Source organism: Mycobacterium sp. P2_H7 (genome assembly GCF_056403275.1).
The window spans coordinates 146,080-170,428 of the sequence record NZ_JBFUFU010000011.1; the positions used below are offsets into that span (position 1 = coordinate 146,080).

The window sequence follows — 24,349 nt, forward strand, 5'->3', positions numbered from 1 at the left end:
GGCATGCGAATTGGCGTGCTGACTGGTGGAGGTGACTGTCCCGGCCTGAACGCCGTGATCCGCGCGGTGGTGCGGACATGCGATCAGCGGTACGGCTCGTCGGTGGTGGGTTTCCTGGACGGCTGGCGCGGTCTGTTGGAGGACCGCCGCATCCAGCTGGCCAACGACGACCGCAATGACCGGCTGCTGGCCAAGGGCGGCACCGTGCTGGGCACCGCGCGGGTCAACCCCGACAAGCTGCGGGCCGGTCTGGACCAGATCAAACAGACCATGGAGGACAACGGCATCGACGTGCTCATCCCGATCGGTGGGGAGGGCACGCTGACCGCGGCGCACTGGCTGTCCCAGGAGAACGTGCCCGTCGTCGGGGTCCCGAAGACCATCGACAACGACATCGACTGCACCGACGTGACCTTCGGTCACGACACCGCGTTGCAGGTCGCCACCGAGGCGATCGACCGGCTGCATTCCACCGCCGAATCGCACCAGCGGGTCATGCTCGTCGAGGTGATGGGCAGGCACGCCGGGTGGATCGCGCTGAACGCCGGCATCGCCAGCGGTGCGCACATGACGCTGATCCCCGAGCAGCCCTTCGACGTCGAAGAGGTGTGCCGGCTGGTCAAGAAGCGTTTCCAGCATGGGTCGTCGCACTTCATCTGCGTGGTCGCCGAGGGCGCCAAACCGGCTGAGGGCACCATGCAGTTACGCCAGGGCGGGATGGACGAATTCGGCCACGAGAGGTTCACCGGCGTATCCCAGCAGCTCGCCGTCGAGGTGGAGAAGCGGATCAAGAAGGAAGTGCGGGTCACCGTACTGGGCCACGTGCAGCGCGGCGGCACCCCGACCGCCTACGACCGGGTGCTGGCCACCCGGTTCGGGGTCAACGCCGCCGACGCCGCGCACGCCGGCGAGTTCGGGATGATGGTGTCGCTGCGTGGGCAGGACATCGGGCGGGTGCCGCTGGCCGACGCCGTCCAGCAGCTCAAGCTGGTGCCGCAGACCCGGTACGACGACGGCGCCGAGTTCTTCGGCTAGCGGTACGCCGTCGGCAGGGGCATGCCCAGTTCGCCCAGCACCGCGCGCAGCCGGGACGGGTAGTCGGTGATGATGCCGTCGACGCCGGCGGCTATCTGGGCCCGCATCGCGCCGGCGTCGTTGACGGTCCAGGGAATCACCTTGAGCCCCTTGGCATGTGCACGGTCTACGAACGCCCTGTCGACCAACGAGTACTCCGGCGACAGGATGTTCGCCCCGACCGACATCGCCCCGATGATCGGGTCGCCGACCACCGCAGGATTCACCCCCGCCGTCCACACCGAGTCGGGCACCCAGGTGGTCTCGTCCCACAGCGCCACCAGCGGGATGCCCGACTCCTGCCGGCGGACCAACGGCAGTGTGCGCCAGTCGAAGCTCTGGATCTCCACCTTGTCGAGCTTGTTCGCCGCCCGCACGGCGGCCAGGATCACGTCCACGAATTGTTCTGGCGCGGCAGATGTTTCGGGCTTGTCGGCTTCGATCTTGGTCTCGATGTTGTAGCGGACGCCGGCGTGATGCGCGTCGGCGAGGGCGAAGACCTGGTCCAGCGTGGCGATCTTGTTGCCGCTCACCACCTCGGCGCCGGGGAAGCCGCTGAGCAGCTTGCCGCAGTTCAGGGTGCGCAGCTGCGCCAACGTGAGGTCGTGGACGAGCTTGCCGACGTACGGGTACTGCGGGTCGCCAGGGGTCGCGGGTCCGGTGTCGGCGCACTTGTCGGCCTGGACCGTCGGATCGTGCCAGACCATCGCCGCGGCGTCCTTGGACAGGACGATGTCGAGTTCCAGCGTGGTGACGCCGAGTTCGAGGGCCTTGGTGAAGGCGCGCAGTGACTCCTCGGTGGTCTCGCCCCGGCCGCCGCGGTGGGCCTGCAGGTCGAAACCGTCGGGAGCGGCATAGGCGGCGGGCGCAGCGGTCAGGGTGAACGCGGTGAGCAGGGCACCGATACGAGCAAGCATCCGCGGACGGTAACCGGGCCAGGGAAATGGCCGGTGAACGGCAACTAGGATCAACGTCATGTCTGTCGATACCGCCGACCTCCTCGACTACGACGAGGTCCTCGCCGCGTTCGACCCCGTGATGGGGATGGAGGTGCACGTCGAGCTGTCGACCGCCACCAAGATGTTCTGCGGCTGCGCCAACGAGTTCGGCGCCGAGCCCAACACCCAGGTGTGCCCGGTGTGCCTGGGCCTGCCCGGCGCGCTGCCCGTGCTCAACGAGTCCGCCGTCGAGGCGGCCATCCGTATCGGCCTGGCGCTGAACTGTTCCATCGCGCCGTGGGGGCGGTTCGCCCGGAAGAACTACTTCTATCCGGATCAGCCGAAGAACTATCAGATCTCGCAGTACGACGAGCCGATCGCCGTCGACGGCTACCTCGACGTCCCGCTGGACGACGGCACCACCTTCCGGGTCGAGATCGAACGCGCCCACATGGAGGAGGACACCGGCAAGCTGACCCACCTGGGCAGCGACACCGGCCGGATCTCCGGGGCCACCACCTCGCTGGCCGATTTCAACCGGGCCGGCGTGCCGCTGGTCGAGATCGTGACCCGCCCCATCGAGGGCACCGGTGAGCGGGCGCCCGAGATCGCCCGCGCGTATGTCACCGCGCTGCGCGACCTGCTGCGCGGCCTCGGCGTCTCCGATGTGCGGATGGACCAGGGCTCGATGCGCTGCGATTCGAACGTGTCGCTGAAACCCAAGGGCGACAGCGAATTCGGCACCCGCACCGAGACCAAGAACGTCAACTCGCTCAAGAGCGTCGAGGTCGCGGTGCGCTACGAGATGCGCCGCCAGGCGGCGGTGCTGACCGCCGGCGGCACCGTAACCCAGGAGACCAGGCACTTCCAGGAGTCCGGTCACACCACCGCGGGCCGCAGCAAGGAGACCGCACAGGATTACCGGTACTTCCCGGAGCCGGACCTGGAACCAGTCGCCCCCAGCAGTGAATTGGTGGACCGGCTGCGCACCACCATTCCCGAGCTGCCGTGGTTGTCGCGCAAGCGGATTCAGGACGAGTGGGGCATCTCCGACGAGGTGATGCGCGACCTGGTGAACAACGGTGCCATCGATCTGGTCGCCGCCACCGTCGCGCACGGCGCCGCGAGTGAGGCCGCGCGCGCGTGGTGGGGCAACTTCCTGGTGCAGAAGGCCAATGAGTCAGGGATCGAACTGGACGCCCTGGCCATCACCCCCGAGCAGGTCGCCGCGGTGGTCAAGCTGGTCGACGACGGCAAGCTGTCGAACAAGCTGGCCCGCCAGGTCATCGAGGGTGTGCTGGCCGGCGAGGGTGAACCCGAGCAGGTCATGAACGACCGCGGACTGGTCGTCGTGCGCGACGACTCACTGATCCAGGCCGCGGTCGACGAGGCCCTGGCCGCCAATCCCGATGTCGCGGACAAGATCCGGGGCGGCAAGGTGCAGGCCGCGGGCGCCATCGTCGGTGCGGTGATGAAGGCCACCAAGGGCCAGGCCGACGCCGCGCGGGTGCGCGAACTGGTGATCGCCGCGTGTAGCTCCTGAGGCGACCGCACCTCGTCTCGATCGGTGAGAATGTTCCCAACGCCTGTGAAAGATGAGACTATTGAGGCTCAAATAGGCGTCGGGGCCGATGTGCTTGGAGTTTGATCATGCGTGGAGCCGGTCGTGTCGGAACTCTGGCGATGGTGATGGGGATCGGCGTGGCGTCGGCCACGGGCATCGCGTCGGCCGATACCGGCGCAGGTAGCGACGCGGGGTCGACGGCACAGTCGGCGGCGAGTTCGTCGACCGGTGCGCAGGGCAACGGTTCCCCGGCCGGCGGGAAGGGCGACGAGAAGAAGACCGAGAAGAAGAAATCGGGGAAGGTCACCCCGAAGAAGCCCGCAGGGCAGAAGGCCACGGCGGCAGCCCAAGAAAGCACGACCGGGGACGACCCCGCCGTGAGCCCGGCGGTGGACGCGGCGCAGGCACCGCCGGAGCCGGCCACGCCCGCCGAGGCCGAGACCACGCCGCACACTCAGTCGCCGCCGAAGAGTCCGGCCGCTGCCGAGACGCAGGCACCCGCCACGCGTACCGCGCACACCAGGACGGCGAAATCACCCAAGGTTTCGGTCACCAAGGCCGCACCGCAGGTCGCCGCCAAGGTCAAGCCTGCGGCGATCGCACAAGCGCAGGCCGATCCAGAACCCGCCGCCGCCGTTCAAGGCTCCGTCGCCCCCGCGGCGGCCAAAGCTTCGCTGGTGGCGACCGTCGCCCCCACGCAGGCGACCGCGGCTGCGGTCACCCAGACCCGGACGACCACCCCGAGCGCGCCACCGCTGGTGGCGGCCGTGAAAGCCGTCGGCGCCGCGGTGCAGAAGGCACTCACCCCGATCATGGCGGTATTCGGACTGACCCCGCGTGCGGCCGATGCGCCGGCACCCTCGGGCGGCGTGGCCGCCGCGGTGGCGATGCTGGGCTGGGCGACCCGTAAGGAGACCGCACGGCAGACCACCGTCGTCAGCACCGACGTCGTGGCCACCGCGCAGGCCCTGGCCGCGGTGACATCGGTCCCGGCGACCAACTGGGTGGCCTGGCTCACCGGTTCCAACAGCATCAACGACACGATGGACCGGTTCGGGATCTACGGCACGGACCTGGGCATCATGTGGGACAACGGCGTCACCGGTGACGATCCGTCGACCCCGATCGTCGAACAACACCAGATCCTGATCGCGTTCGGGGACACCTTCACCAATGCCGCGATGACGACCGGATGGCGCAACAACGTGCTGTTACGGACCGCCGACAACGTGCTGTCCAACGGCATCTCCATCCCGAACGGCATCGTCGACAGGCCGGGTATTCCCGACGGCGCCTACAGCGGCTCGCCGATGAGCCTCACCGTCGCCGATTACGCGCGCGAGATCATCGGCAAATACCCGTACTCCAAAGCCACCCAGGTGACGATCATCCCGACCGGAGCCATCTCGGTCCCCGGGGCGGGTGTCAATGGAGCCACACGGCAATACATTTCGATCATGTCCGTCAAATCGTGGGACTCGCCGGGCGCCTGGACCACGAACTACTCGGCCATCGCCTACTCCGACGACAACGGGCAGAACTGGTCCGTCGTGCCGAAATCCTCGGTGCGGTCGGCTGGTTCGGGCCGCTCGACGGTGGGCTACAAGTACGGCGATTACAAGTTCCAGATGGTCAACTTCGTGCGGCCGCCGGAGGGCTCTGCCGACGCGACCGCCGGATACCTCTACGCCTACGGAACGCCGTCCGGACGCAACGGCACGGTGTATCTGTCGCGGGTCAAGGAAGCCGACATCCTGACCGTGAGCAAGTACCAGTACTGGACCGGCAAGAGTTGGGTCACCAACGATGCGTCCAAGGCCGCACCCGTGCTGCCGGGCAAGACGACGAGCGGCTTGTTCGGCCTGTTCAAGAAGACGACGTACCCCAGCGCCGGTGAATTGTCGGTGCAGTACAACACGTATCTGAACAAGTACGTGATGCTCTACACCGACGGCAACAACAACGTCCAGCTGCGGACGGCGGATTCGCCGACCGGGACATGGTCGACGTCGACAACGCTGGTGACTTCCACCCAGTACCCGGGGTTGTACGCGCCGATGATCCACCCGTGGTCGGGAACCGATCTGCTGGACAAGACCGACGGTAGCCCGGAGGATCCCCAGTACCTGTACTGGAACATGTCGCTGTGGGGCAACTACAACGTGGCGCTGATGAAGACCGATCTGAGCGCACTCAATCTGGTTGCGGTCTAGCGTGATTCGGTGGGCGCTCGGACTGGCCGTATTCGCCGTCGCCGCTGCGCCCGTCGCCTCGGCAGCACCGACTGCGGGAGCGTCCTGCCCAGCGGACTGGAGTGACGTCTTCACCTCGGACGGTTCGGCTTTCATCGAGTGTGCCGGCGGTTCGTGGCAGCCGGTGGCCGAACCATTCGCGCCGGGGGACCGATGGGCGAGTTTCCCGGGGCCGGGTCTGACGCTGAGCGGGCAGGGGCGACGCAATCCGCAGATCCTGTCCGGCCAGTGGACCGCGACCCCCATGGACGCCGGCAAGGTGTGCAGTGTCGAGCAGGCCGCGGTCACCGACGCCGGGGTGGCGGCGCCGACGGTGGTGACCGGTCAGCCCGGCGCGGTGTCGACGTTCGAGGTGCTGCCTGCGGACTTCACGATCACGCTGAGCGGGCCGTGCCTGTGGGAGCGGATCGGCTGACGATCAGGTCTTGTCGGCGTTGCTCCGCGGGAAGCCGCCACCGGACGGGAACAGCGGGAACACCACGTCGTCGAGCTTCTCGGCATCGCCGGAGGTCTTGTTGATGGTGCCGCCCCAGACGTTGCCGTCCGGGGACACCGCGAGGCCCCACGCGTGGCCGTGCTGGTCCTGGCGCACCACCTCGGGCTCGCCGGTGACCGCACCGGTGTCGGGCGCCATCCGCACGGCGACGGTCTGTTTCGTGTTCACCAGGTTGACCAGGACGGCGCCGTCGAGCGCGGCGCAGCCGGCCACCCCGGGCCGATCCGGCCAGGACCACACCGTGGAGACCTTGGAGTCCTTGGTGATCTTCTGTAGGCGATCCGCCGTCGGGGTCCGGTCGGTGACGTAGAGCGAGCCGTCGGCCTGATCGATGCACATCGAACCGGCAGCACCCATCCCGGACAGCGCGGTGGTCGGCGGGGCCTGCTCGACGGTGGTGGGCTGCTCGATGCGCAGGATCTTGCCGGCCAGCGAGGCCGGGTCATTGGCCAGCGCCGGGTTGCCGGCGTCACCGGTCTGCACCACCAGCGTCGTCGGGCTGGTGAAGATCAGTGAACCGGCATTGCCGGCGGTGCCCTTGGGAATACCGGTCAGCAGCGGCTTGGGCACGTCGCCGTCGGCGATGCGGATCACCCGGTTGTCGCTCGGCGTGCTGACGTAGGCGTACATCAGCCGGTCCTGGGTGTAAGTGGGGGACAACACGATGTCCAGCAGGCCGCCGTCACCGGACGGGTCGACGGGGATGACGACCTTGACCTTCGGTTCGGCCTTCGTCGACACATCCTTGACGGCACCCGTCACCCGCTCGGCCACCAGTGCGGATTGGCTGTCGGGCAGCATGATCAGGCCGCTGGTGCTTTCCAGGCAGCCCTGCATGACGCCCGGCGCGGGGCATTCCTTGGGGAACGGTGCGCCCGGCAGCGGCGGGGGAGGCGGCGGCGACGACGAAGGCGGGGCCTCCATTTGCGGCTCGGTGGTGAACGGCTGCGACTGGGCGTCATCGAAGCGGGCGCAGCCCACGGCTGCCGTCATCACCGTGCACAGCACCGCAACGCCTCGAAGCGCCGTCAGCGTCGGGCCGCCCAATCTCATGCAGGCCAGACTACGGATCAATTCTCCGGCGGTGCCATGAAGGTGCCCGTCGCGCCCCTTCTCTCACAACAGCACCGTGTCACAACTGGGCAACAGTGTGAATACATGCAGGTTTGTGACGCGCCAATCCAGGGTTGCGGCGTGTTCTGCATTTACCCTGGCAATCGTGACCGCTGAACCTCATGGCATGACCGACTGGCAACGGCCGGCGTCGGCGCGGCTGGTCGACCCCGAAGACGACCTTCCTTCCTCGACCTACGGCGGCGATTTCGAGACCACGGCCATTCCACGTTATGACGTGGACGGCTCGGCCGGGTCCGCCAAGCCGGAGCAATCCGGCTACGCACTGCTCGGCGACCCCGAGCCGCTGCCCTATGTATCGCCCGCGGTGGCGAACCCGTACGCGGCCGCACCTCCCGCTGTCCCGACCGAGATCGAGCCGCACGACGCCGACCAGCGCATTCGCGCTGCGGGCCGGCGCGGCACCACCGACCTGGGTCTGTTCCTTCTGCGTGCCGGGCTGGGCGTACTTCTGGTCATCCACGGACTGCAGAAGGCGTTCGGCTGGTGGGGTGGCGCGGGCCTGGGTGGTTTCGAGGGCTCGCTGAGCGACCTGGGCTATCAGCACGCCGGCCTCATCACCTACGTCGCGGCGGGCGCGCAGATCGGCGCGGGCGTGCTGCTGGTGCTCGGGCTGTTCACGCCGCTGGCCGCTGCGGCCGCGCTGGCATACCTGATCAACGCACTGCTGGCGTCCATCGCGGCGACACCCGACCACAGCTTCGTCAGCTTCGTCATCCCATCGGGCCATGAGCATCAGGTGACCCTCGTGCTGGTGGCGGCGGCGCTGACGCTGACCGGTCCCGGTCGCTACGGGCTGGATGCCGGGCGCGGTTGGGCGCGGCGTCCCTTCGTCGGATCGTTCCTGGCGCTGCTGCTGGGCATCGGTGTCGGCGTGGGGTTCTGGATCCTGCTCAACGGCGCGAATCCGATCGCTTAGTCACTCGTACGGGTTGGGCACCCGGCCGCCGCTGACCGAGTTCAGCAACGGCAACGTCGAGAAGGTCACCGCGGGCAGGACGGTCTCGCTGCCGTCGGTCAGACGGGCCCGCGCCCACGAACTCTTGGTGAAGCGCAGGCCGTCGATCTCCGCCCAGCGCACGGTGCGGCTGCCCAACAGGGTGCGGACGTTGACCTGCTCCCGATCTGCCACCGTGCGATACCGGAAGATGGCCGCCGACAACAGGATCGGGATGATCAGCAGCACTGCGGCGTAGCCCGGCCAGGCGAAGATCAAGGCGAGTAGGCCCAGGGTGAAGAAACCCACCCCGAAGTGGGCCATCGGGGAGATGCGGATGACGACGTCGGTCTGCGCACGAGCGGAACTCACCATGCCATCTTCGCACTGCGCCGCAGTGCCTTTGTCGCGGTGCCGAGGCAATTTGACCTTTGACCAGTGCGCGGGCTACCGTCGGTTGTTATGCAGAACCCCGAGATTGTCGTAGTACTTGGTTGGCGCGTTGATGCCGCGCTGGCCCTCATTGGGGCATAGCACACAGCATCGACGCGCCAACCCTCGTACAGCGGCTTCCGCTGACGGGGGTTTTTTGTTGCCCGAGAACCAGATCCGACACAGCCGAACCCCAGATTCCGACCACGAAGAGGACACCGTGAGCGCTCCCACCACGCGGCCCCCCGAGTCCGCCCAGCGCGAGAACCCGCCGGCGAGCAAGCCCGCCCCGCAACCGAAACATGTTGCCCCCGTTGAACTCACCGGCGCGCAGTCGGTGGTGCGTTCGCTGGAGGAGATCGGCGTCGAGGTGATCTTCGGCATCCCCGGCGGCGCGGTGCTGCCCGTGTACGACCCGCTCTACGACTCGCAGAAGCTGCGGCACGTGCTGGTCCGGCACGAGCAGGGCGCCGGTCACGCCGCCAGCGGCTACGCCCACGCCACCGGCAAGGTCGGTGTGATGATGGCCACCTCGGGTCCCGGTGCCACCAACCTGGTCACCCCGCTGGCCGACGCCCAGATGGATTCCATCCCGGTCGTCGCCATCACCGGCCAGGTCGGCCGGAGCCTGATCGGCACCGACGCCTTCCAAGAGGCCGACATCACCGGCATGACCATGCCGATCACCAAGCACAACTTCCTGGTGCGCAACGGCGACGACATCCCGCGGGTGATCGCCGAGGCATTCCACATCGCCGCCTCCGGACGCCCCGGTGCAGTGCTCGTGGACATCCCGAAGGACATCCTGCAGGGCCAGTGCACCTTCGCCTGGCCGCCGGTGATGGATCTGCCCGGCTACAAGCCGAACACCAAGCCGCACAGCCGGCAGGTTCGCGAAGCCGCCAAGCTGATCGCGGAGTCCCGCAAGCCGGTGCTCTACGTCGGCGGCGGCGTCATCCGTGGCGAGGCCACCGACGAGCTGATGGACCTGGCCGAACTGACCGGTATCCCGGTGGTCACCACGCTGATGGCCCGCGGCGCCTTCCCGGACAGCCACCCGCAGCACATGGGCATGCCCGGCATGCACGGAACGGTGTCGGCCGTCGCGGCGCTGCAGAAGGCCGATCTGCTGATCGCCCTGGGCACCCGTTTCGACGACCGGGTGACCGGCAAGCTGGACTCGTTCGCACCCGGCGCCAAGGTCATCCACGCCGACATCGACCCCGCCGAAATCGGCAAGAATCGGAACGCCGATGTGCCGATCGTCGGTGACGTCCGCAACGTCATCACCGATCTGCTGGAGGTCCTGCGCCGCGACGGGACCAACGCGGCGTCGCTGAAGATGGACAACTGGTGGGAGTACCTGTCCAGCATCAAGTCGACGTACCCGCTGAGCTACGGCCCGCAGAGTGACGGCAGCCTGAGCCCCGAGTTCGTCATCGAGAAGCTGGGTCAGCTCGCCGGACCCGAAGCGCTCTACGTCGCGGGCGTCGGTCAGCACCAGATGTGGGCCGCGCAGTTCGTCAAGTACGAGAACCCCAAGACCTGGCTGAACTCCGGAGGCCTGGGCACCATGGGCTACGCGGTGCCGGCCGCCATGGGCGCCAAGTTCGGCAGGCCCGAGGCAGAGGTGTGGGCCATCGACGGCGACGGCTGCTTCCAGATGACCAATCAGGAACTGGCCACTTGCGCCATCGAGGGCGCGCCCATCAAGGTCGCCCTCATCAACAACGGCAACCTGGGCATGGTCCGGCAGTGGCAGACGCTCTTCTACGAGAAGCGCTACAGCCAGACCGACCTGTCCACGCACAGCCGCCGGATCCCCGACTTCCTGAAGCTGGCCGAGGCGCTGGGTTGCGTCGGATTGCGTTGTGAGCGTGCCGAAGACGTCGAGGACGTGATCAACCAGGCGCGGGCCATCAACGACCGGCCGGTCGTCATCGACTTCGTGGTCGGCGCGGACGCGCAGGTGTGGCCGATGGTCGCCGCCGGCACGAGCAACGACGAGATCCAGGCAGCACGCGGCATCCGCCCGCTGTTCGATTCGGAAGAGGGGCACGCGTGACGATCTCCACCCACACCCTGAGCGTCCTCGTCGAGGACAAGCCGGGTGTTCTGGCCCGCGTCGCCTCGCTGTTCTCCCGGCGTGGCTTCAACATCCAGAGCCTCGCCGTCGGTGCCACCGAGCAGAAGCACCTGTCCCGGATGACGATCGTCGTCCAGGTCGAGGATTTCCCCCTTGAGCAGGTCACCAAGCAGCTCAACAAGCTGATCAACGTGATCAAGATCGTCGAGCAGGACGAAGAACAGTCGGTCTCGCGCGAACTCGCGCTGATCAAGGTGCGTACCGACGCGACCACTCGCAGCCAGGTGATTGAAGCGGTCAATCTGTTCCGTGCCAAGGTTGTGGACGTGTCCACCGAGTCCCTGACCATCGAGGCCACCGGAACCCCGGCCAAACTGGAGGCGTTCCTGCGGGTGCTGGAGCCCTACGGGATCCGTGAGATCGTGCAGTCCGGGATTGTGTCGCTGTCGCGCGGGCCGCGCGGCATCGGCACCGCCAAATAGCTTCACAGAACGAACCAAAGAGACAAGAGAAGGAAAATTCAGTGGCAATCGAACTGTTCTACGACGCTGACGCGGATCTGTCGATCATCCAGGGCCGCAAGGTCGCGGTGATCGGCTACGGCAGCCAGGGCCACGCCCATTCGCTGTCCCTGCGCGACTCCGGTGTGCAGGTCAAGGTCGGCCTGAAAGAGGGCTCGAAGTCCCGCGTCAAGGTCGAGGAGCAGGGCCTGGAGGTCGACACCCCGGCCGAGGTGGCCAAGTGGGCCGACGTGATCATGCTGCTGGCGCCCGACACCGCGCAGGCAGAGATCTTCCGCAACGACATCGAGCCGAACCTCGAAGACGGCAACGCGCTGTTCTTCGGGCACGGTCTGAACATCCACTTCGGCCTGATCAAGGCACCGGCCAACGTCACCGTCGGCATGGTCGCGCCCAAGGGCCCCGGCCACCTGGTGCGCCGGCAGTTCGTCGACGGCAAGGGCGTCCCCGCCCTGATCGCCGTCGACCAGGACCCCAAGGGCGAGGGTCAGGCCCTGGCGCTGTCCTACGCCTCGGCCATCGGCGGCGGGCGCGCCGGCGTCATCAAGACGACGTTCAAGGAAGAGACCGAGACCGACCTGTTCGGTGAGCAGGCCGTGCTGTGCGGTGGCACCGAGGAACTGGTCAAGACCGGTTTCGAGGTCATGGTCGAGGCCGGCTACGCCCCCGAGATGGCCTACTTCGAGGTGCTGCACGAGCTCAAGCTGATCGTCGACCTCATGTATGAGGGCGGCATCGCCCGGATGAACTACTCGGTGTCCGACACCGCCGAGTTCGGTGGCTACCTGTCGGGCCCGCGGGTCATCGACGCCGACACCAAGAAGCGCATGCAGGACATCCTCAAGGACATCCAGTCCGGCGAGTTCACCCGCCGCCTGGTCGCCAACGTCGAGAACGGCAACACCGAGCTCGAGGGTCTGCGCAAGGCCAACGCCGAGCACCCCATCGAGGTCACCGGCAAGAAGCTGCGCGACCTGATGAGCTGGGTCGACCGGCCGATCACCGAAACGGCCTAACCAGACGCCCACTGGCCAGTTATTGCACGCCGAGCTCGAAATGGCGTGCAATAACTGGCCTTTCGGCGTTCAGGGGGTGGCTTCGTGACCGTCGCGGCCCTTGGTGCGGCGGTCCTCTTTCATCTCTGCCTCGAACACATGCCGGTTGCCGTCCAGCAGTTCGTCGCGCACCCGCTTCTCGTGCTCACGGAACCTGGACCAGTAGTCGTCGTCGAACTCCTCGACGACCTGGAAAGTCCAGCGGCCGCGGATGACGTTGCGCCCGACCATGTCCTCGCTGAGGCGGCCGGCGATGTCGCGGTGCCCGGCGTCACGCAGGGCGTCGGCCGCCTCGCCCAGCAGCAGGTCCGCGTGACCCATCAACTGATGGAACGAGTACAGGTGGCCGCGCGCCCGCTCGACGTACTCCAGCGCCTCGGACACTTTCCCGACGGCCTCGACGGTGTCGTCACTCACGCCCTCGGGACGTGCGTGCGCGTCGTCCAGTCGCGCCATCAGGTGCGCCGCTTGAGGGCGTCCGGTTTGTGCACGGCATCACGGCCGGACTTGTCGCTGCGCACCCGGTACTGCGGGTCGTCGGCGTCGGCCCGCACCTGTCGTCCGGCGGCCTCGGTGTCGGAGGTGATCTTCTCTTCGACGGTGCCGGGCACGGTGGTGCCGTGGCTCTGCCAGGACACCTTGTCGCCTTTGTGCAGATCTTTGCTCACCCGGTGGTAATACCCACAACGGCGCCGGCCTCACGGTGCCAGGGCGGGCATTTCCTTGATCCCGAATTCGCGGCGCAGCACCGTGCGTGCCGCGTAGTACCCGGCCATCCCGTGCACGCCGCCGCCGGGCGGGGTGGCCGACGAGCACAGATACGCCTTGGGGATCGGGGTGCTCCACGGATCCAGTCGCGGTGTCGGACCGGCGAGTGCGCTGATCATGTTGTTGCCGCCCACGCCGATGTCGCCGCCGACCAGGTTGGCGTTGTGGTCGGCCAGTCGTGACGCGGGGACGCTGCGGGCGGCGACGACGACATCGCGGAAGCCGGGCGCGAACCGCTCGAAGATGGCCGTCACCGCTTCGGTCATATCCCGTGAAGAGCCATGCGGCACATGGGCATACGTCCAGAGTGGACGGCGGCCGGCGCTGTCGACCCGGCTCGGGTCCGCGACATGGGGCAGTGCGGCCAGCACCATCGGCCACTCGGCGTGCCGGCCCGCGGCGATCTCGGCCTCGGCCAGAGCCATCTGCTCCCGGCTGCCGCCGAGGTGCAGGGTCGGGGCCTGGGCCAGCCGGGGATCGGTCCAGGGGATGTCGCCAGACAGCACGAAATCGACCTTCGCGACGCCCGGTCCGTACCGGTAGCGCTCCAGGGCCTTGGCGTATCCCGAGGGCAGGGCGTCGCCATAGATCGACAGCAGTGCGGTCGGCGCGGTGTCATAGAGCACCACCCCGGCGGGCGGACTGGTCACCTCTGCGCCCAGTTCCAATTCACCGCCGTGGTCGAGCAGGTCGGCCAGCAGCGCGTCGGGGATGGCTTGGGATCCGCCGACCGGGATGGCCCAGCCCACCGCGTGCCCCAGCGTGCCCAGCATCAGGCCGGCGCCGCTGGACACCAGCGACGGCATCTGCGAAATGGTATGCGCGGCAACACCACTGAACAGGGCGCGCGCGTCTGCGCCCTGCAGCGCCCCCCACAGTGGGCTGCCCTGGGTGAGCAGGCGCGGGCCCACCTTCAGTGCCGCCGCCAGCGGGGGCACCGACCGCTTGTCGCCGAGGATCAGCCGCACCACCGCATCCCAGTCGTCGACCAGAGGGCCGAGCAGGCGGCGCCATGACGCCCCGTGTTCCAGTTCGGCACAGGTGCGTTCGATGTCGAGATACCCGATCGCCGCCGGGCGGTCGGGCAGCGGGCTGGCATAGGAGATCTCCGGCACCGCCAATTCGACCCCGCGCGCGGTCAGGTCATAGGCGGCGAAGAACGGCGATGCCAGCGCCAGCGGATGCACCGCCGAGCAGATGTCGTGGGTGACCCCGGGATATTCGGGGTCGGGCAGCGTGCGTGCGCCACCGCCCGGGGTGGGTTGTGCCTCGATGACGCGCACCGCGAGCCCGGCCCTGGCCAGGATGACGGCGGCCGTCAGGCCGTTGGGTCCACTTCCGACAATCGTGACGTCCACGCGTTCAGTACACCGCACGCGGTGCGGGCGTGGTGGCCGCCACACACTATCCTGACCCGCGTGAGTCTCCCCGTTGTACTGATCGCCGACAAACTCGCCGCATCGACCGTCGCCGCCCTCGGCGACCAGGTAGAGGTCCGCTGGGTGGATGGCCCGGACCGCCCGAAGCTGCTGGCCGCGGTGGTCGACGCCGACGCCCTGCTGGTCCGTTCGGCCACCACCGTCGACGCCGAGGTGCTGGCCGCGGCGTCCAAGCTCAAGATCGTCGCCCGCGCGGGTGTGGGTCTGGACAACGTCGATGTCGACGCTGCCACCGCTCGCGGTGTGCTGGTGGTCAACGCCCCCACCTCCAACATCCACAGCGCCGCCGAGCACGCGCTGGCGCTGTTGCTCTCGGCCGCCCGCCAGATCCCGGCCGCCGATGCCACGCTGCGCGAGCACACCTGGAAGCGGTCGTCCTTCTCGGGCACCGAGATCTTCGGCAAGACGGTCGGCGTCGTCGGCCTGGGCCGGATTGGCCAGCTGGTCGCGCAGCGCCTCGCCGCGTTCGGCGCCCACGTCACCGCTTATGACCCTTACGTCTCGCAGGCCCGCGCCGCACAGCTCGGTATCGAGCTGCTGGCGCTGGACGAACTGCTGGGGCGCGCCGATTTCATCTCGGTGCACCTGCCCAAGACCAAGGAGACCGCCGGTCTGCTCGGCAAGGAGAACCTGGCCAAGACCAAGCCCGGCGTCATCATCGTCAACGCTGCCCGCGGTGGCCTGATCGACGAGCAGGCGCTGGCCGACGCCATCACCAGCGGGCACGTGCGTGCCGCCGGTCTGGACGTGTTCGCCACCGAACCATGCACCGACAGCCCGCTGTTCGAACTGCCCCAGGTGGTCGTCACCCCGCACCTCGGCGCGTCCACCGAAGAAGCCCAGGACCGGGCCGGCACCGACGTGGCGGCCAGCGTGAAACTGGCCCTGGCCGGCGAGTTCGTGCCCGACGCGGTCAATGTCGGCGGCGGCGCGGTCGGTGAGGAAGTGGCGCCGTGGCTGGACCTGGTGCGCAAGCTGGGTCTGCTGGTCGGCGCGCTGTCCGACGCGGCGCCGGTGTCGCTGAACGTGCAGGTGCGCGGCGAGCTGGCCGCTGGAGGCGCCGAAGAGGTTGAGGTGCTGAAGCTTTCGGCGCTGCGCGGCCTGTTCTCGGCCGTCGTCGACGAACAGGTGACGTTCGTCAACGCGCCCGCGCTGGCCAAGGATCGCGGCGTGACCGCCGAGATCTCGACGGCCACCGAGAGCCCGAACCACCGCAGCGTGGTTGACGTGCGCGCGGTCTACGCCGACGGTAATGCGCTCAATGTGGCGGGCACGCTGTCCGGTCCGCAGCAGGTGCAGAAGCTGGTGCAGATCAACGGCCGCAACTTCGATCTGCGCGCCGAGGGCTACAACCTGGTGGTCAACTACAGCGATCAGCCGGGCGCCCTGGGCAAGATCGGCACCGAGCTCGGCGGGTCGGACGTCAACATCCTGGCCGCCCAGCTGAGCCAGGACGCCGGCGGCGACAGCGCGACCATCATCCTGCGCCTGGACACCGACGTCCCCGAAAACGTGCGCGCCGCGATCGCGAAGGCGGTCGGTGCCACCACACTGGAAGTGGTTGACCTGTCGTGAAACTAGCTGTCATCGCCGGCGACGGTATCGGTCCCGAGGTCATCGCCGAGGCGCTCAAGGTGCTCGAGACCGTGCTACCGGGAGTGGACCGCACCGAGTACGACCTGGGCGCTCGGCGCTACCACGCGTCCGGCGAACTGCTCACCGCGGAAACCATCGAGGAACTGCGCGGCTATGACGCCATCCTGCTCGGCGCGATCGGCGACCCGTCGGTGCCCAGCGGCGTGCTCGAGCGCGGCCTGCTCCTCAAATTGCGGTTCGCCCTTGATCATCACGTGAACCTGCGTCCGGGCCGGCTGTACCCAGGTGTCACCAGCCCGCTGGCCGGCGTGACCGGGATCGACTTCGTCGTCGTGCGCGAGGGCACCGAAGGTCCCTATACCGGCAACGGCGGCGCCCTGCGCGTCGGCACTCCGCAGGAGGTCGCCACCGAGGTCAGCGTGAACACCGCGTTCGGTGTCGAGCGGGTGGTGCGGGATGCGTTCGCGCGCGCCCAGTCCCGGCGTAAGCACCTGACGCTGGTGCACAAGACGAACGTGCTGACCTTCGCGGGCAGCCTGTGGTCCCGGGTCGTCGCCGAGGTGGGCGCGGAGTTCCCGGACGTCGAGGTCGCCTACCAGCACATCGACGCGGCCACCATCCACATGGTCACCGATCCGGGCCGGTTCGACGTGATCGTCACCGACAACCTCTTCGGCGACATCATCACCGACCTGTCGGCCGCGGTGTGCGGTGGTATCGGGCTGGCCGCCAGCGGCAACATCGATGCGACACGCACCAATCCGTCGATGTTCGAGCCGGTGCACGGCAGTGCGCCCGATATCGCGGGGCAGGGCATCGCTGATCCGACGGCCGCCGTGATGAGCGTGGCGCTGCTGCTGGCCCATCTCGGCGAAACCGAGGCGGCGGCCCGCGTCGACAAGGCCGTCACCGAGCACCTGGCGACCCGCGCGGACGACAAGCAGTCCACCGCCGAGGTGGGCGAGCGGATCCTCTCGCTGCTCTAGGTGGTCCGCTCGTGCACCGAGTGCACGGTGTAGAAGTGTGGGTCGAAGCTCACCGCGAGCGCGGCGGCCTTGCCCATGTGGTCACGGGCGGCCGGATCGTCGAGCATCGCCCGGAAGGCCTGCTCATCCGCCCATTGGGCGTAGTTGGTGACGCGCGTGCCGTCGGTGCTGACGTGAATGTTGGCGCTGCGAAAACCCGGCAGGAACTGCATGACCCGTTCGGTGGCGTCGGTCAGCAGGTCGGCGAGTTCTGCTGCGAGGTCGGGTTCGACGGTGAACACGTTGATCAGCGTGGCGCAGTCGCCTTGGGTGCTGATGGTTGTCATCAATCCTCCTTGTGTCAGGTTCCTTACATGCAAGCCTAGCCCAATGTAAGGTTCCTGTCATGGAACGGTTCGATCCGGACGCCTCCCCGGGGTATCTCGTGAAACGTGTTCAGCACTCGCTGCGGCGACGCTCGGATGCGGCGCTGCGCGGTCTCGGGGTGTCGATGGCGCAGTACGTCGTGATGCGCGCCCTGGCCGATCAGCCCGAGGCGTCGGCCGCCGAATTGTCCCGGCGATGCTTCGTGACACGCCAGACCCTGCAGGATCTGCTGGCTGGTCTGCGTGCCGCGGGGTTGGTGGAGTCCTCCGGCCCGCCCCGCGGTCGCAGCCAGGCGCTGCGCCTGACCGACGACGGCCGGGATCGCCTGCACGACGCCGACAACGCCGTTTTCGGGGTCGAAGAGGTGATGCTCGACGGGTTGGCCGACCGTAGCCGCGGCCAGTTGGCCGAACTGCTGACCCGGTGCGCGGAAAACCTCGAGGCGGGGTGATGGCCGGATTCGCCACTCTGCGCCGACAGTGCTACCTGTTCGCCGTCGGTTCGGCCTTCTTCGCGGCGGCGACGGTACCCGGATTCTCGGCCGCCGCCGGATCGGGCGCGGCGAATGCGTTGTGCTTCATCGGATCGTGGTTCTTCACCACCGCCGCGTGGATGCAGCTGCGGCTCTCCGAGCGCGGGACCGCCTGGTGGTCCTCGGCCGTGCAGTTCGCCGGCACCATCCTGTTCAACATCAGCACCGGGGCGTCGGTGTGGGCGCACACTATTCACGGTGAGCGGCGCTACGTGTGGGCCCCGGACGCCACCGGATCCACGGCCTTTCTCATCTCGGGCGTGCTCGGCGTGCTGGTGATCGGGTTATGGGCGCCGAAATCGGTTGACTGGCAAGCAGAATGGATCAATCTGCTGGGTTGCGTCGCGTTCGGGGTGTCCGCGCTGGCGGCATTCGTCACCAAGACCGGGGTGACCGTCGACGAGCGGCTGGCCAACCTGGGCACGTTCGTCGGCGCACTGTGTTTTCTGGTCGCGGCGTTGCGGATACTGCCGCGCGATGAATCTGGCGGCGTCCGCCGGTCTGCCTGATATGGGAAACATTCAGATCGAACTCTTCGCCACGCTCGACCTCGTCGGGCAGGCCCCGGGCGGTCCCGACGAGGACCCGGAGGACTTCTCCTTCGGCGGCTGGCAGGCGCCGCTGATCGACGAGATCGCCGGCGCACAGGTCGCTGCCGCGTACGAAGGCACCGACGCCCTGCTGCTCGGCAGGCGGACCTACGACATATTCGCCGCGTACTGGCCACACCAGGACGACGAGTTCGGCACGCTGTTCAACAGCATCCCGAAATACGTCGCGTCTCGCGGCACGCCTGATCTGGCCTGGGCCGGATCGACCCAGATCGGTTCCGACCTGGCCGGCGAGGTGCGCGACATTCGGGACCGGCATGAACAGGTGCGCGTCGTCGGAAGCCTGAACCTGGTGCAGACCCTGTTGCGGGAGAAGCTCTTCGACCGACTGGACCTGTGGGTGCACCCGATCGTGCTCGGAACCGGAAAGCGGATCTTCGACGGCGGTGCGGTGCCCTCGAATCTGACGCTCCTGGAACCGCCGGCGGCCAGCCCGAAGGGCACCGTGCACCTGCGCTACGGACTGGCCGACGGGATTCCCGAAACAGGGGATATGAGCGCCTGATTCACGGCTGCGGGTCGGTGGGCACCAGCGGAATTGCCACGACGGGAAACAGTGCGCACACCGCGAATGCCGCCGGAAATCCGAACACGCCGATGAGTGCGCCGAACAGCGGTGAAGCCGCCGCGGAGGCCAGGTGCTGACTGGTGTTCTGGGTGCCCAGCGCGCGCCCGCTCCAGAACGGCCCCGCGATCTCGGCGATCGCGGTGAACGCCAATCCGTTGTCGGACACGGTGATCACCGAGGCGATCACCACCAGCGCGATGCTGATGGGGGAGTGCAGCCAGTCGGTGAACGCCAGCAGGGCCATCGAGGCCGCGGCACCCGCGGCGATGGTGCGGATCGGTTTCAGTCGCGATCCGGTCACATCGGACCACCGCCCGGCGGCGATGCGTCCGGCGGCGCCCAGTATCTGGGCCGCCGTCACCAGCAGTCCGGCCGACGCGGCCGACCAGTCACGGGTGGTCATCAGCCACACCAGCGTGAACGTCCAGACCACCGACTGCGGCACCACCAACAAGACCGATACGGCATGGATACGCCACAACATCGACGATCCGCGGTAGGGGTTGGCCAGATGCCCGTCGGGCGCCTCGGCGCGCGGCGGCCGCGGTGGGTCGATCACACCGATCAGGCACATGACCGCCGCCAGCGCGCAGACGACGGCGGGGAACAGCAATGCCGTTGCCACACCATGTGATTCGGCCAGTCGCGGGATCACCAGAGCGCCCAGTCCGACACCCAGCGGGGTGGCGGTCTGCCGGATACCCATCACCAGGCCGCGCTGTTCGGGTGGGAACCAGCCGACCACCAATCGGCCGCTGGCCGAATTGCTGCTGGCCGCGGCCATTCCGCCGATCAGCAGAAACGCGCCGACCGCGACGAGTGAGTCCACCGACGCCGCGGCGAAGGCGGCCGCGGCGGTCAGGGCGGAACCCAGGCTCAGCACCAGCCTTTCGCCGAACCGGTCGACGACGTACCCCCACAGGATCAGCGTCGTCACCATGCCGAGGCTGGGCATCGCCGACAGCGTGCCGGCTTGCGCGAGGTCGAGTCCGCGCTCGGTGTGCAGGGTCGGGATCAGGAACGCCGCCCCGTTGATGAAGACGTTGGCGCATGTGGTCGCGGTGAGCGCGATCACCAGCATGGACCAGCGACGGGTGGTACCGATCGTCGTGGTGGGCATGCAGCCATGTTGCCACGGGTTTCCCAAAATGTTGAACAAGAATCCTAAACTGTGGGACGGCTGGAGACTGCCATAGCCTGGGGCGGTGAATCTGCGCAAAGTCGCTGCCCTGCTGGTCGCCGGATCGATCGCGGTCGCGTCACCTGTCCCCGTTGCTTCGGCGGCCGCGTTGGACTGGTCCGGACTGGACGCCCGCCATCACAGCGCCCCGGTGCCCGCACCGGGTCACCTCATCTCGTCGGTCCCGCTGGACCACTCGCTGTGGGTCCCGGGTGCCGCGGCTGCCTACCGGTTCCTGTATTCGACCATCGACCAACACGACTCACCGGCGGTGAGCACGGCCGCGGTCTTCGTCCCCCGCGGCGCCGCACCCGCCGGCGGCTGGCCCGTGATCGCCTGGGCGCACGGCACTGTCGGCCTGGGCGATGACTGCACCCCGTCGGCACTGCCGCGCAGCGAGCGTGACGACGAATACCTGTCGCACTGGCTCGACGAGGGCTACGTGGTGGTCGGCTCGGATTACGCGGGCCTGGGCACGCCGGGGCTGATGAGCTACCTCAACAGCGTCTCGACCGCGCACAGCGTCGTCGACTCGGTGATCGCCGCGCATGATCTGGACCTGCCGTTGTCGCCGAAGTGGGCCATCGTCGGTCAGTCGCAAGGCGGGGGTGCCGCCGTCAACAGTGCCCGCTGGGCCACCGAGTTCACCCGGGGCACCGGGCTGGACTACCGCGGCGTGGTCGCCACCGGTACGCCGTTCAACGTCGAGGGCATCGTCGGGCAGGGTGGCCCGGACATGCCGCTGCCCCCCGGCCTCGGACCCGTCGCGGCCAGTTACACGGCCTACATCCTGGCCGGGCTGCGCGAGGCCCGGCCCGATCTGGGTATCGACAGCGTGCTCACGCCAGCGGGACGCGCCGGCGCGGACAAGGCCGAGACGCTCTGCACCGCGGCGCTGGGCCAAGCACTGGACGGGCTGACGCCGCCGGGGTTCTTCCGCGCCCCGTTGGCCTCCCTACCCGGGATCACCGACGCTCTCGCCGCCTACATGGGCACCCCGACCAGCGGGTACGACCGGCCGATCTTCCTCGGTGTCGGAATGCAGGACCGTGATGTGCCGCCCAGCATGTCGATCGCGCTCGACGACCAGCTGCGGGCCAACGGCCAGGACGTGACGCTGAAGATCTATCCGGACGAGGACCATTCCGGCACCGTGCTGGCCTCCATCCCGGACTCCACGCCGTTCCTGCGTGCCCAGTTCGAGGGGTGAGCACACACCCTCACTAAGCTGGGCGGATGCGTCTTGGTCGAATCGCCAGTCCCGACGGCGTCGCCTTCGTAGTCATCGAAGGCGACCCGAACTCCGATGCGGTGTGCCGCGAGATCGCCGAGCAGTATCTCTCGCGCAACCCCACTTTCACCGGCCGCAGCTGGCCGCTGGCTGACGTGCGACTGCTCGCACCGATCCTGGCCAGCAAGGTGGTGTGCATGGGCAAGAACTACGCGGCGCACGCCCGCGAGATGGGCGGCGAAGCGCCCGAATCGCCGGTGATCTTCCTCAAACCGAACACCGCCATCATCGGGCCCAACGTGGCGATTCAGCTTCCCGCCGACGCCAACCCGGTGCATCACGAGGGCGAACTGGTCGCCGTCATCGAACGGCCGTGCAAGGACGTGCCAGCCGCCAAGGCCGCCGACTACATCCTCGGCTACACCATCGCCAACGACGTCTCGGCACGCGATCAGCAGAAGCAGGACGGCCAGTGGATGCGGGCCAAGGGCCATGACACCTTCTGCCCGGTGGGGCCGTGGATCGAGACGGCCGTCGACCCCTCGGGGCTGGACCTTCGCACCGAGGTCAACGGAAAGGTGCGCCAGGACAGCAACACCGCGCTGTTGCTGCACGACGTCGGGGCGATCATCGAGTGGGTCTCGGCGGTGATGACCCTGCTGCCGGGCGACCTGATCCTGACCGGTACACCCGAAGGGGTCGGTCCCATCGAGGACGGCGATACCGTCAGCATCACCGTCGAGGGCATCGGTACCCTCACCAATCCCGTTGTGCGTAAAGGAAAGTAGTCATGACCGTTCGGGTACGTTTCTGCCCCTCACCGACCGGTACCCCGCACGTCGGGCTGGTGCGCACCGCGCTGTTCAACTGGGCCTACGCCCGGCACACCGGCGGCGCGTTCGTGTTCCGCATCGAGGACACCGACGCGGCCCGCGACAGCCAGGAGAGTTACGACGCGATCCTGGATGCGTTGCGCTGGCTCGGGCTGGACTGGGACGAGGGTCCCGAGGTGGGCGGCCCGCACGAGCCCTACCGGCAGTCGCAGCGCGCCGACCTCTACCGCGACGTGATCGCCAAACTGGTTGCGGCCGGCGAGGTGTACGAGGCGTACTCCACGCCGGAGGAGGTGGAGGCCCGCCATCTCGCGGCGGGCCGCAACCCCAAACTGGGATACGACAACTACGACCGCGACCTCACCGCCGAGCAGCGGGCCGGGTACGCCGCGGAGGGCCGCAAGCCCGTGCTGCGGTTGCGGATGCCCGACGAGGACCTGTCGTGGAATGACCTGGTGCGCGGGCCGGTGAGCTTTCCCGCCGGTTCGGTGCCGGACTTCGCGATCACCCGGGCCAGTGGGGATCCGCTGTACACCTTGGTCAACCCGGTCGACGACGCGCTGATGAAGATCACCCACGTGCTGCGCGGCGAGGACATCATGCCCTCGACGCCACGCCAGATCGCGCTGTACCTCGCCCTGATCCGCATCGGTGTCGCCGAGCGGGTGCCCGAATTCGCGCATCTGCCAAGCGTTCTCGGCGACGGCAACAAGAAGCTGTCCAAGCGCGATCCGCAGTCCAACCTGTTTCTGCACCGGGACCGCGGCTTCCTCCCGGAGGGGCTGCTCAACTACCTGGCGCTGCTGGGCTGGGGTATCGCCGACGATCACGACGTGTTCAGCCTCGACGAGATGGTGGCCGCATTCGACGTCGCCGACGTGAACTCGAACCCCGCGCGGTTCGACCAGAAGAAGGCCGACGCGATCAACGCCGAGCACATCCGGCTGCTCGCGCCGCAGGACTTCACCGCCCGGTTGGCGGCGTTCTTGGCGGCGCACGGTCACGACACCACGCTCGACGACGCGGCGTTCGCCGAAGCGGCGGCCCTGGTGCAGACCCGCATCGTCGTGCTCGGCGACGCCTGGGATCTGGTGAAGTTCTTCAACGACGACGCCTACGTCATGGATGAGAAGGCGGCGGCCAAGGAACTCGGGCCGGATTCGGCGCCGGTGCTGGACGCCGCGCTGGCGGCCCTGGAGGCCGTGAGCGAGTGGACGACCCCGCACATCGAGGAAGCCCTCAAAACGGCGCTTCTGGAGGGTCTGGAGCTCAAGCCCAGGAAGGCCTTCGGTCCGATCCGGGTGGCGATCACCGGTGCGACGGTCAGCCCGCCGCTGTTCGAATCGATGGAACTGCTCGGTGCGCAGCGCAGTCTGGCCAGGTTGCGCGCAGTGCGGGGTGGGGTGTGACGGGGCGTGTGAAAGGGCTCGGAAATCTTTGGTAGTCTGCTCGTCGGCTCAGAAAACGACAGCGGGGTGAAACCCGCCGAGTGATCCGGGCCGATAGTGCCCGTGACCAGCGGTGATGGGCATGTTTTGGGGTATGGTGTAATTGGCAACACTAGGGATTCTGATTCCCTCATTCTAGGTTCGAGTCCTGGTACCCCAGCCAATCGGGAGATTAGGTCAGCACAAGCTCGTCGGCTATGCTTTCCCTCCGGATCAAGTTCTAGCCCCCGTCGTCTAGCGGCCTAGGACGCCGCCCTCTCACGGCGGTAGCGTGGGTTCGAATCCCATCGGGGGTACAACAG

The 24,349-nt window shown here is 67.9% G+C and carries 24 protein-coding genes and 2 tRNA genes; 18 read left to right on the forward strand and 8 right to left on the reverse strand.

Annotated elements, in window-relative coordinates; genetic code table 11:
• The first annotated feature begins 3 nt into the window (after nucleotides 1-3).
• The gene (locus AC1DY7_RS18720; protein ID WP_477495196.1) at nucleotides 4-1,035 is read left to right on the forward strand and encodes an ATP-dependent 6-phosphofructokinase; all 1,032 of its coding nucleotides are present in this window, start codon (nucleotides 4-6) and stop codon (nucleotides 1,033-1,035) included.
• On the opposite strand, the gene AC1DY7_RS18725 is transcribed toward AC1DY7_RS18720, so the two are convergent.
• On the reverse strand, nucleotides 1,032-1,991 hold the full coding sequence (locus tag AC1DY7_RS18725) for a glycerophosphodiester phosphodiesterase (protein ID WP_477495197.1): 960 nt from the start codon (nucleotides 1,989-1,991) through the stop codon (nucleotides 1,032-1,034). The genes AC1DY7_RS18720 and AC1DY7_RS18725 overlap by 4 nt on opposite strands.
• Nucleotides 1,992-2,049: 58 nt before the next feature.
• Here AC1DY7_RS18725 and gatB point away from each other — a divergent pair, with 58 nt between their 5' ends.
• From gatB to AC1DY7_RS18740, 3 genes are all read left to right on the forward strand, one after another.
• Nucleotides 2,050-3,555: an Asp-tRNA(Asn)/Glu-tRNA(Gln) amidotransferase subunit GatB gene (gene gatB / locus AC1DY7_RS18730; RefSeq protein ID WP_477495198.1), complete on the forward strand. Its 1,506-nt coding sequence runs from the start codon at nucleotides 2,050-2,052 to the stop codon at nucleotides 3,553-3,555.
• 107 nt (nucleotides 3,556-3,662) lie between these two features.
• The gene (locus AC1DY7_RS18735; RefSeq protein ID WP_477495199.1) at nucleotides 3,663-5,789 is read left to right on the forward strand and encodes a DUF4185 domain-containing protein; all 2,127 of its coding nucleotides are present in this window, start codon (nucleotides 3,663-3,665) and stop codon (nucleotides 5,787-5,789) included.
• 1 nt (nucleotide 5,790) lies between these two features.
• Nucleotides 5,791-6,243 (forward strand): hypothetical protein, encoded by a 453-nt coding sequence (locus AC1DY7_RS18740; protein ID WP_477495200.1) that lies wholly within the window; start codon nucleotides 5,791-5,793, stop codon nucleotides 6,241-6,243.
• 3 nt (nucleotides 6,244-6,246) lie between these two features.
• Here the strand turns inward: AC1DY7_RS18740 and AC1DY7_RS18745 are convergent, their stop codons facing one another.
• A complete protein-coding gene (locus tag AC1DY7_RS18745) occupies nucleotides 6,247-7,377 on the reverse strand; it encodes a PQQ-dependent sugar dehydrogenase (protein ID WP_477495201.1) in 1,131 nt (376 codons plus the stop codon).
• A 166-nt stretch (nucleotides 7,378-7,543) separates the two neighbouring features.
• Between AC1DY7_RS18745 and AC1DY7_RS18750 the strand changes: the two genes are divergently transcribed.
• Nucleotides 7,544-8,377, forward strand: coding sequence for a DoxX family protein (locus tag AC1DY7_RS18750; RefSeq protein ID WP_477495202.1), 834 nt, complete (start codon nucleotides 7,544-7,546; stop codon nucleotides 8,375-8,377).
• Here the strand turns inward: AC1DY7_RS18750 and AC1DY7_RS18755 are convergent, their stop codons facing one another.
• Complete coding sequence (locus AC1DY7_RS18755) at nucleotides 8,378-8,770, reverse strand: PH domain-containing protein (protein ID WP_477495203.1); 393 nt, start codon at nucleotides 8,768-8,770, stop codon at nucleotides 8,378-8,380.
• 277 nt (nucleotides 8,771-9,047) lie between these two features.
• Here AC1DY7_RS18755 and AC1DY7_RS18760 point away from each other — a divergent pair, with 277 nt between their 5' ends.
• From AC1DY7_RS18760 to ilvC, 3 genes are read left to right on the forward strand one after another with little or no spacing between them, the layout of a single operon-like run.
• Nucleotides 9,048-10,892, forward strand: coding sequence for an acetolactate synthase large subunit (locus tag AC1DY7_RS18760; protein ID WP_477495204.1), 1,845 nt, complete (start codon nucleotides 9,048-9,050; stop codon nucleotides 10,890-10,892).
• Nucleotides 10,889-11,395: an acetolactate synthase small subunit gene (ilvN, locus tag AC1DY7_RS18765; protein WP_477495205.1), complete on the forward strand. Its 507-nt coding sequence runs from the start codon at nucleotides 10,889-10,891 to the stop codon at nucleotides 11,393-11,395. Before AC1DY7_RS18760 ends, ilvN begins: the two co-directional genes overlap by 4 nt.
• A 53-nt stretch (nucleotides 11,396-11,448) precedes the next feature.
• Nucleotides 11,449-12,450 carry a ketol-acid reductoisomerase gene (gene ilvC, locus AC1DY7_RS18770; RefSeq protein WP_477495275.1) on the forward strand — a complete coding sequence of 334 codons (1,002 nt, stop codon included), beginning with the start codon at nucleotides 11,449-11,451 and terminating at the stop codon, nucleotides 12,448-12,450.
• A gap of 69 nt (nucleotides 12,451-12,519) precedes the next feature.
• On the opposite strand, the gene AC1DY7_RS18775 is transcribed toward ilvC, so the two are convergent.
• Genes AC1DY7_RS18775 through AC1DY7_RS18785 form a run of 3 tightly spaced genes read right to left on the reverse strand, consistent with a single transcriptional unit; the run spans nucleotide 12,520 to nucleotide 14,615 of the window.
• A complete protein-coding gene (locus AC1DY7_RS18775) occupies nucleotides 12,520-12,945 on the reverse strand; it encodes a hypothetical protein (protein ID WP_477495206.1) in 426 nt (141 codons plus the stop codon).
• Entirely contained in the window at nucleotides 12,945-13,157 is a 213-nt protein-coding gene (locus AC1DY7_RS18780; RefSeq protein WP_477495207.1) for a hypervirulence associated TUDOR domain-containing protein, read from the reverse strand. Before AC1DY7_RS18780 ends, AC1DY7_RS18775 begins: the two co-directional genes overlap by 1 nt.
• A gap of 30 nt (nucleotides 13,158-13,187) precedes the next feature.
• Nucleotides 13,188-14,615: a phytoene desaturase family protein gene (locus tag AC1DY7_RS18785; protein WP_477495208.1), complete on the reverse strand. Its 1,428-nt coding sequence runs from the start codon at nucleotides 14,613-14,615 to the stop codon at nucleotides 13,188-13,190.
• A 60-nt stretch (nucleotides 14,616-14,675) separates the two neighbouring features.
• Here AC1DY7_RS18785 and serA point away from each other — a divergent pair, with 60 nt between their 5' ends.
• Together serA and AC1DY7_RS18795 are read left to right on the forward strand one after the other, a co-directional pair.
• Complete coding sequence (gene serA / locus AC1DY7_RS18790) at nucleotides 14,676-16,271, forward strand: phosphoglycerate dehydrogenase (RefSeq protein ID WP_477495209.1); 1,596 nt, start codon at nucleotides 14,676-14,678, stop codon at nucleotides 16,269-16,271.
• Nucleotides 16,268-17,278 (forward strand): 3-isopropylmalate dehydrogenase, encoded by a 1,011-nt coding sequence (locus tag AC1DY7_RS18795; protein ID WP_477495210.1) that lies wholly within the window; start codon nucleotides 16,268-16,270, stop codon nucleotides 17,276-17,278. The genes serA and AC1DY7_RS18795 overlap by 4 nt, the downstream gene beginning before the upstream one ends.
• Here AC1DY7_RS18795 and AC1DY7_RS18800 read toward each other — a convergent pair.
• Entirely contained in the window at nucleotides 17,275-17,604 is a 330-nt protein-coding gene (locus tag AC1DY7_RS18800; RefSeq protein WP_477495211.1) for an antibiotic biosynthesis monooxygenase family protein, read from the reverse strand. The genes AC1DY7_RS18795 and AC1DY7_RS18800 overlap by 4 nt on opposite strands.
• 59 nt (nucleotides 17,605-17,663) lie before the next feature.
• Here AC1DY7_RS18800 and AC1DY7_RS18805 point away from each other — a divergent pair, with 59 nt between their 5' ends.
• From AC1DY7_RS18805 to AC1DY7_RS18815, 3 genes are read left to right on the forward strand one after another with little or no spacing between them, the layout of a single operon-like run.
• Nucleotides 17,664-18,095 (forward strand): MarR family winged helix-turn-helix transcriptional regulator, encoded by a 432-nt coding sequence (locus tag AC1DY7_RS18805; protein WP_477495212.1) that lies wholly within the window; start codon nucleotides 17,664-17,666, stop codon nucleotides 18,093-18,095.
• Complete coding sequence (locus tag AC1DY7_RS18810; RefSeq protein WP_477495213.1) at nucleotides 18,095-18,685, forward strand: hypothetical protein; 591 nt, start codon at nucleotides 18,095-18,097, stop codon at nucleotides 18,683-18,685. Before AC1DY7_RS18805 ends, AC1DY7_RS18810 begins: the two co-directional genes overlap by 1 nt.
• 1 nt (nucleotide 18,686) lies before the next feature.
• Complete coding sequence (locus AC1DY7_RS18815; protein ID WP_477495214.1) at nucleotides 18,687-19,292, forward strand: dihydrofolate reductase family protein; 606 nt, start codon at nucleotides 18,687-18,689, stop codon at nucleotides 19,290-19,292.
• Nucleotide 19,293: 1 nt separating this feature from the next.
• Here the strand turns inward: AC1DY7_RS18815 and AC1DY7_RS18820 are convergent, their stop codons facing one another.
• Complete coding sequence (locus AC1DY7_RS18820; protein ID WP_477495215.1) at nucleotides 19,294-20,475, reverse strand: MFS transporter; 1,182 nt, start codon at nucleotides 20,473-20,475, stop codon at nucleotides 19,294-19,296.
• A 112-nt stretch (nucleotides 20,476-20,587) separates the two neighbouring features.
• Between AC1DY7_RS18820 and AC1DY7_RS18825 the strand changes: the two genes are divergently transcribed.
• From AC1DY7_RS18825 to AC1DY7_RS18845, 5 genes are all read left to right on the forward strand, one after another.
• Nucleotides 20,588-21,745, forward strand: coding sequence for an alpha/beta hydrolase family protein (locus AC1DY7_RS18825; protein WP_477495276.1), 1,158 nt, complete (start codon nucleotides 20,588-20,590; stop codon nucleotides 21,743-21,745).
• Nucleotides 21,746-21,771: 26 nt separating this feature from the next.
• Nucleotides 21,772-22,554 (forward strand): fumarylacetoacetate hydrolase family protein, encoded by a 783-nt coding sequence (locus tag AC1DY7_RS18830; RefSeq protein ID WP_477495216.1) that lies wholly within the window; start codon nucleotides 21,772-21,774, stop codon nucleotides 22,552-22,554.
• Nucleotides 22,555-22,556: 2 nt separating this feature from the next.
• Nucleotides 22,557-24,008, forward strand: coding sequence for a glutamate--tRNA ligase (gltX, locus tag AC1DY7_RS18835; protein ID WP_477495217.1), 1,452 nt, complete (start codon nucleotides 22,557-22,559; stop codon nucleotides 24,006-24,008).
• Between the two features lie 127 nt (nucleotides 24,009-24,135).
• Nucleotides 24,136-24,210: transfer RNA gene (locus tag AC1DY7_RS18840), tRNA-Gln, on the forward strand.
• 60 nt (nucleotides 24,211-24,270) lie between these two features.
• A tRNA-Glu gene (locus tag AC1DY7_RS18845) sits at nucleotides 24,271-24,343 on the forward strand.
• The last annotated feature ends 6 nt before the right edge of the window (nucleotides 24,344-24,349 follow it).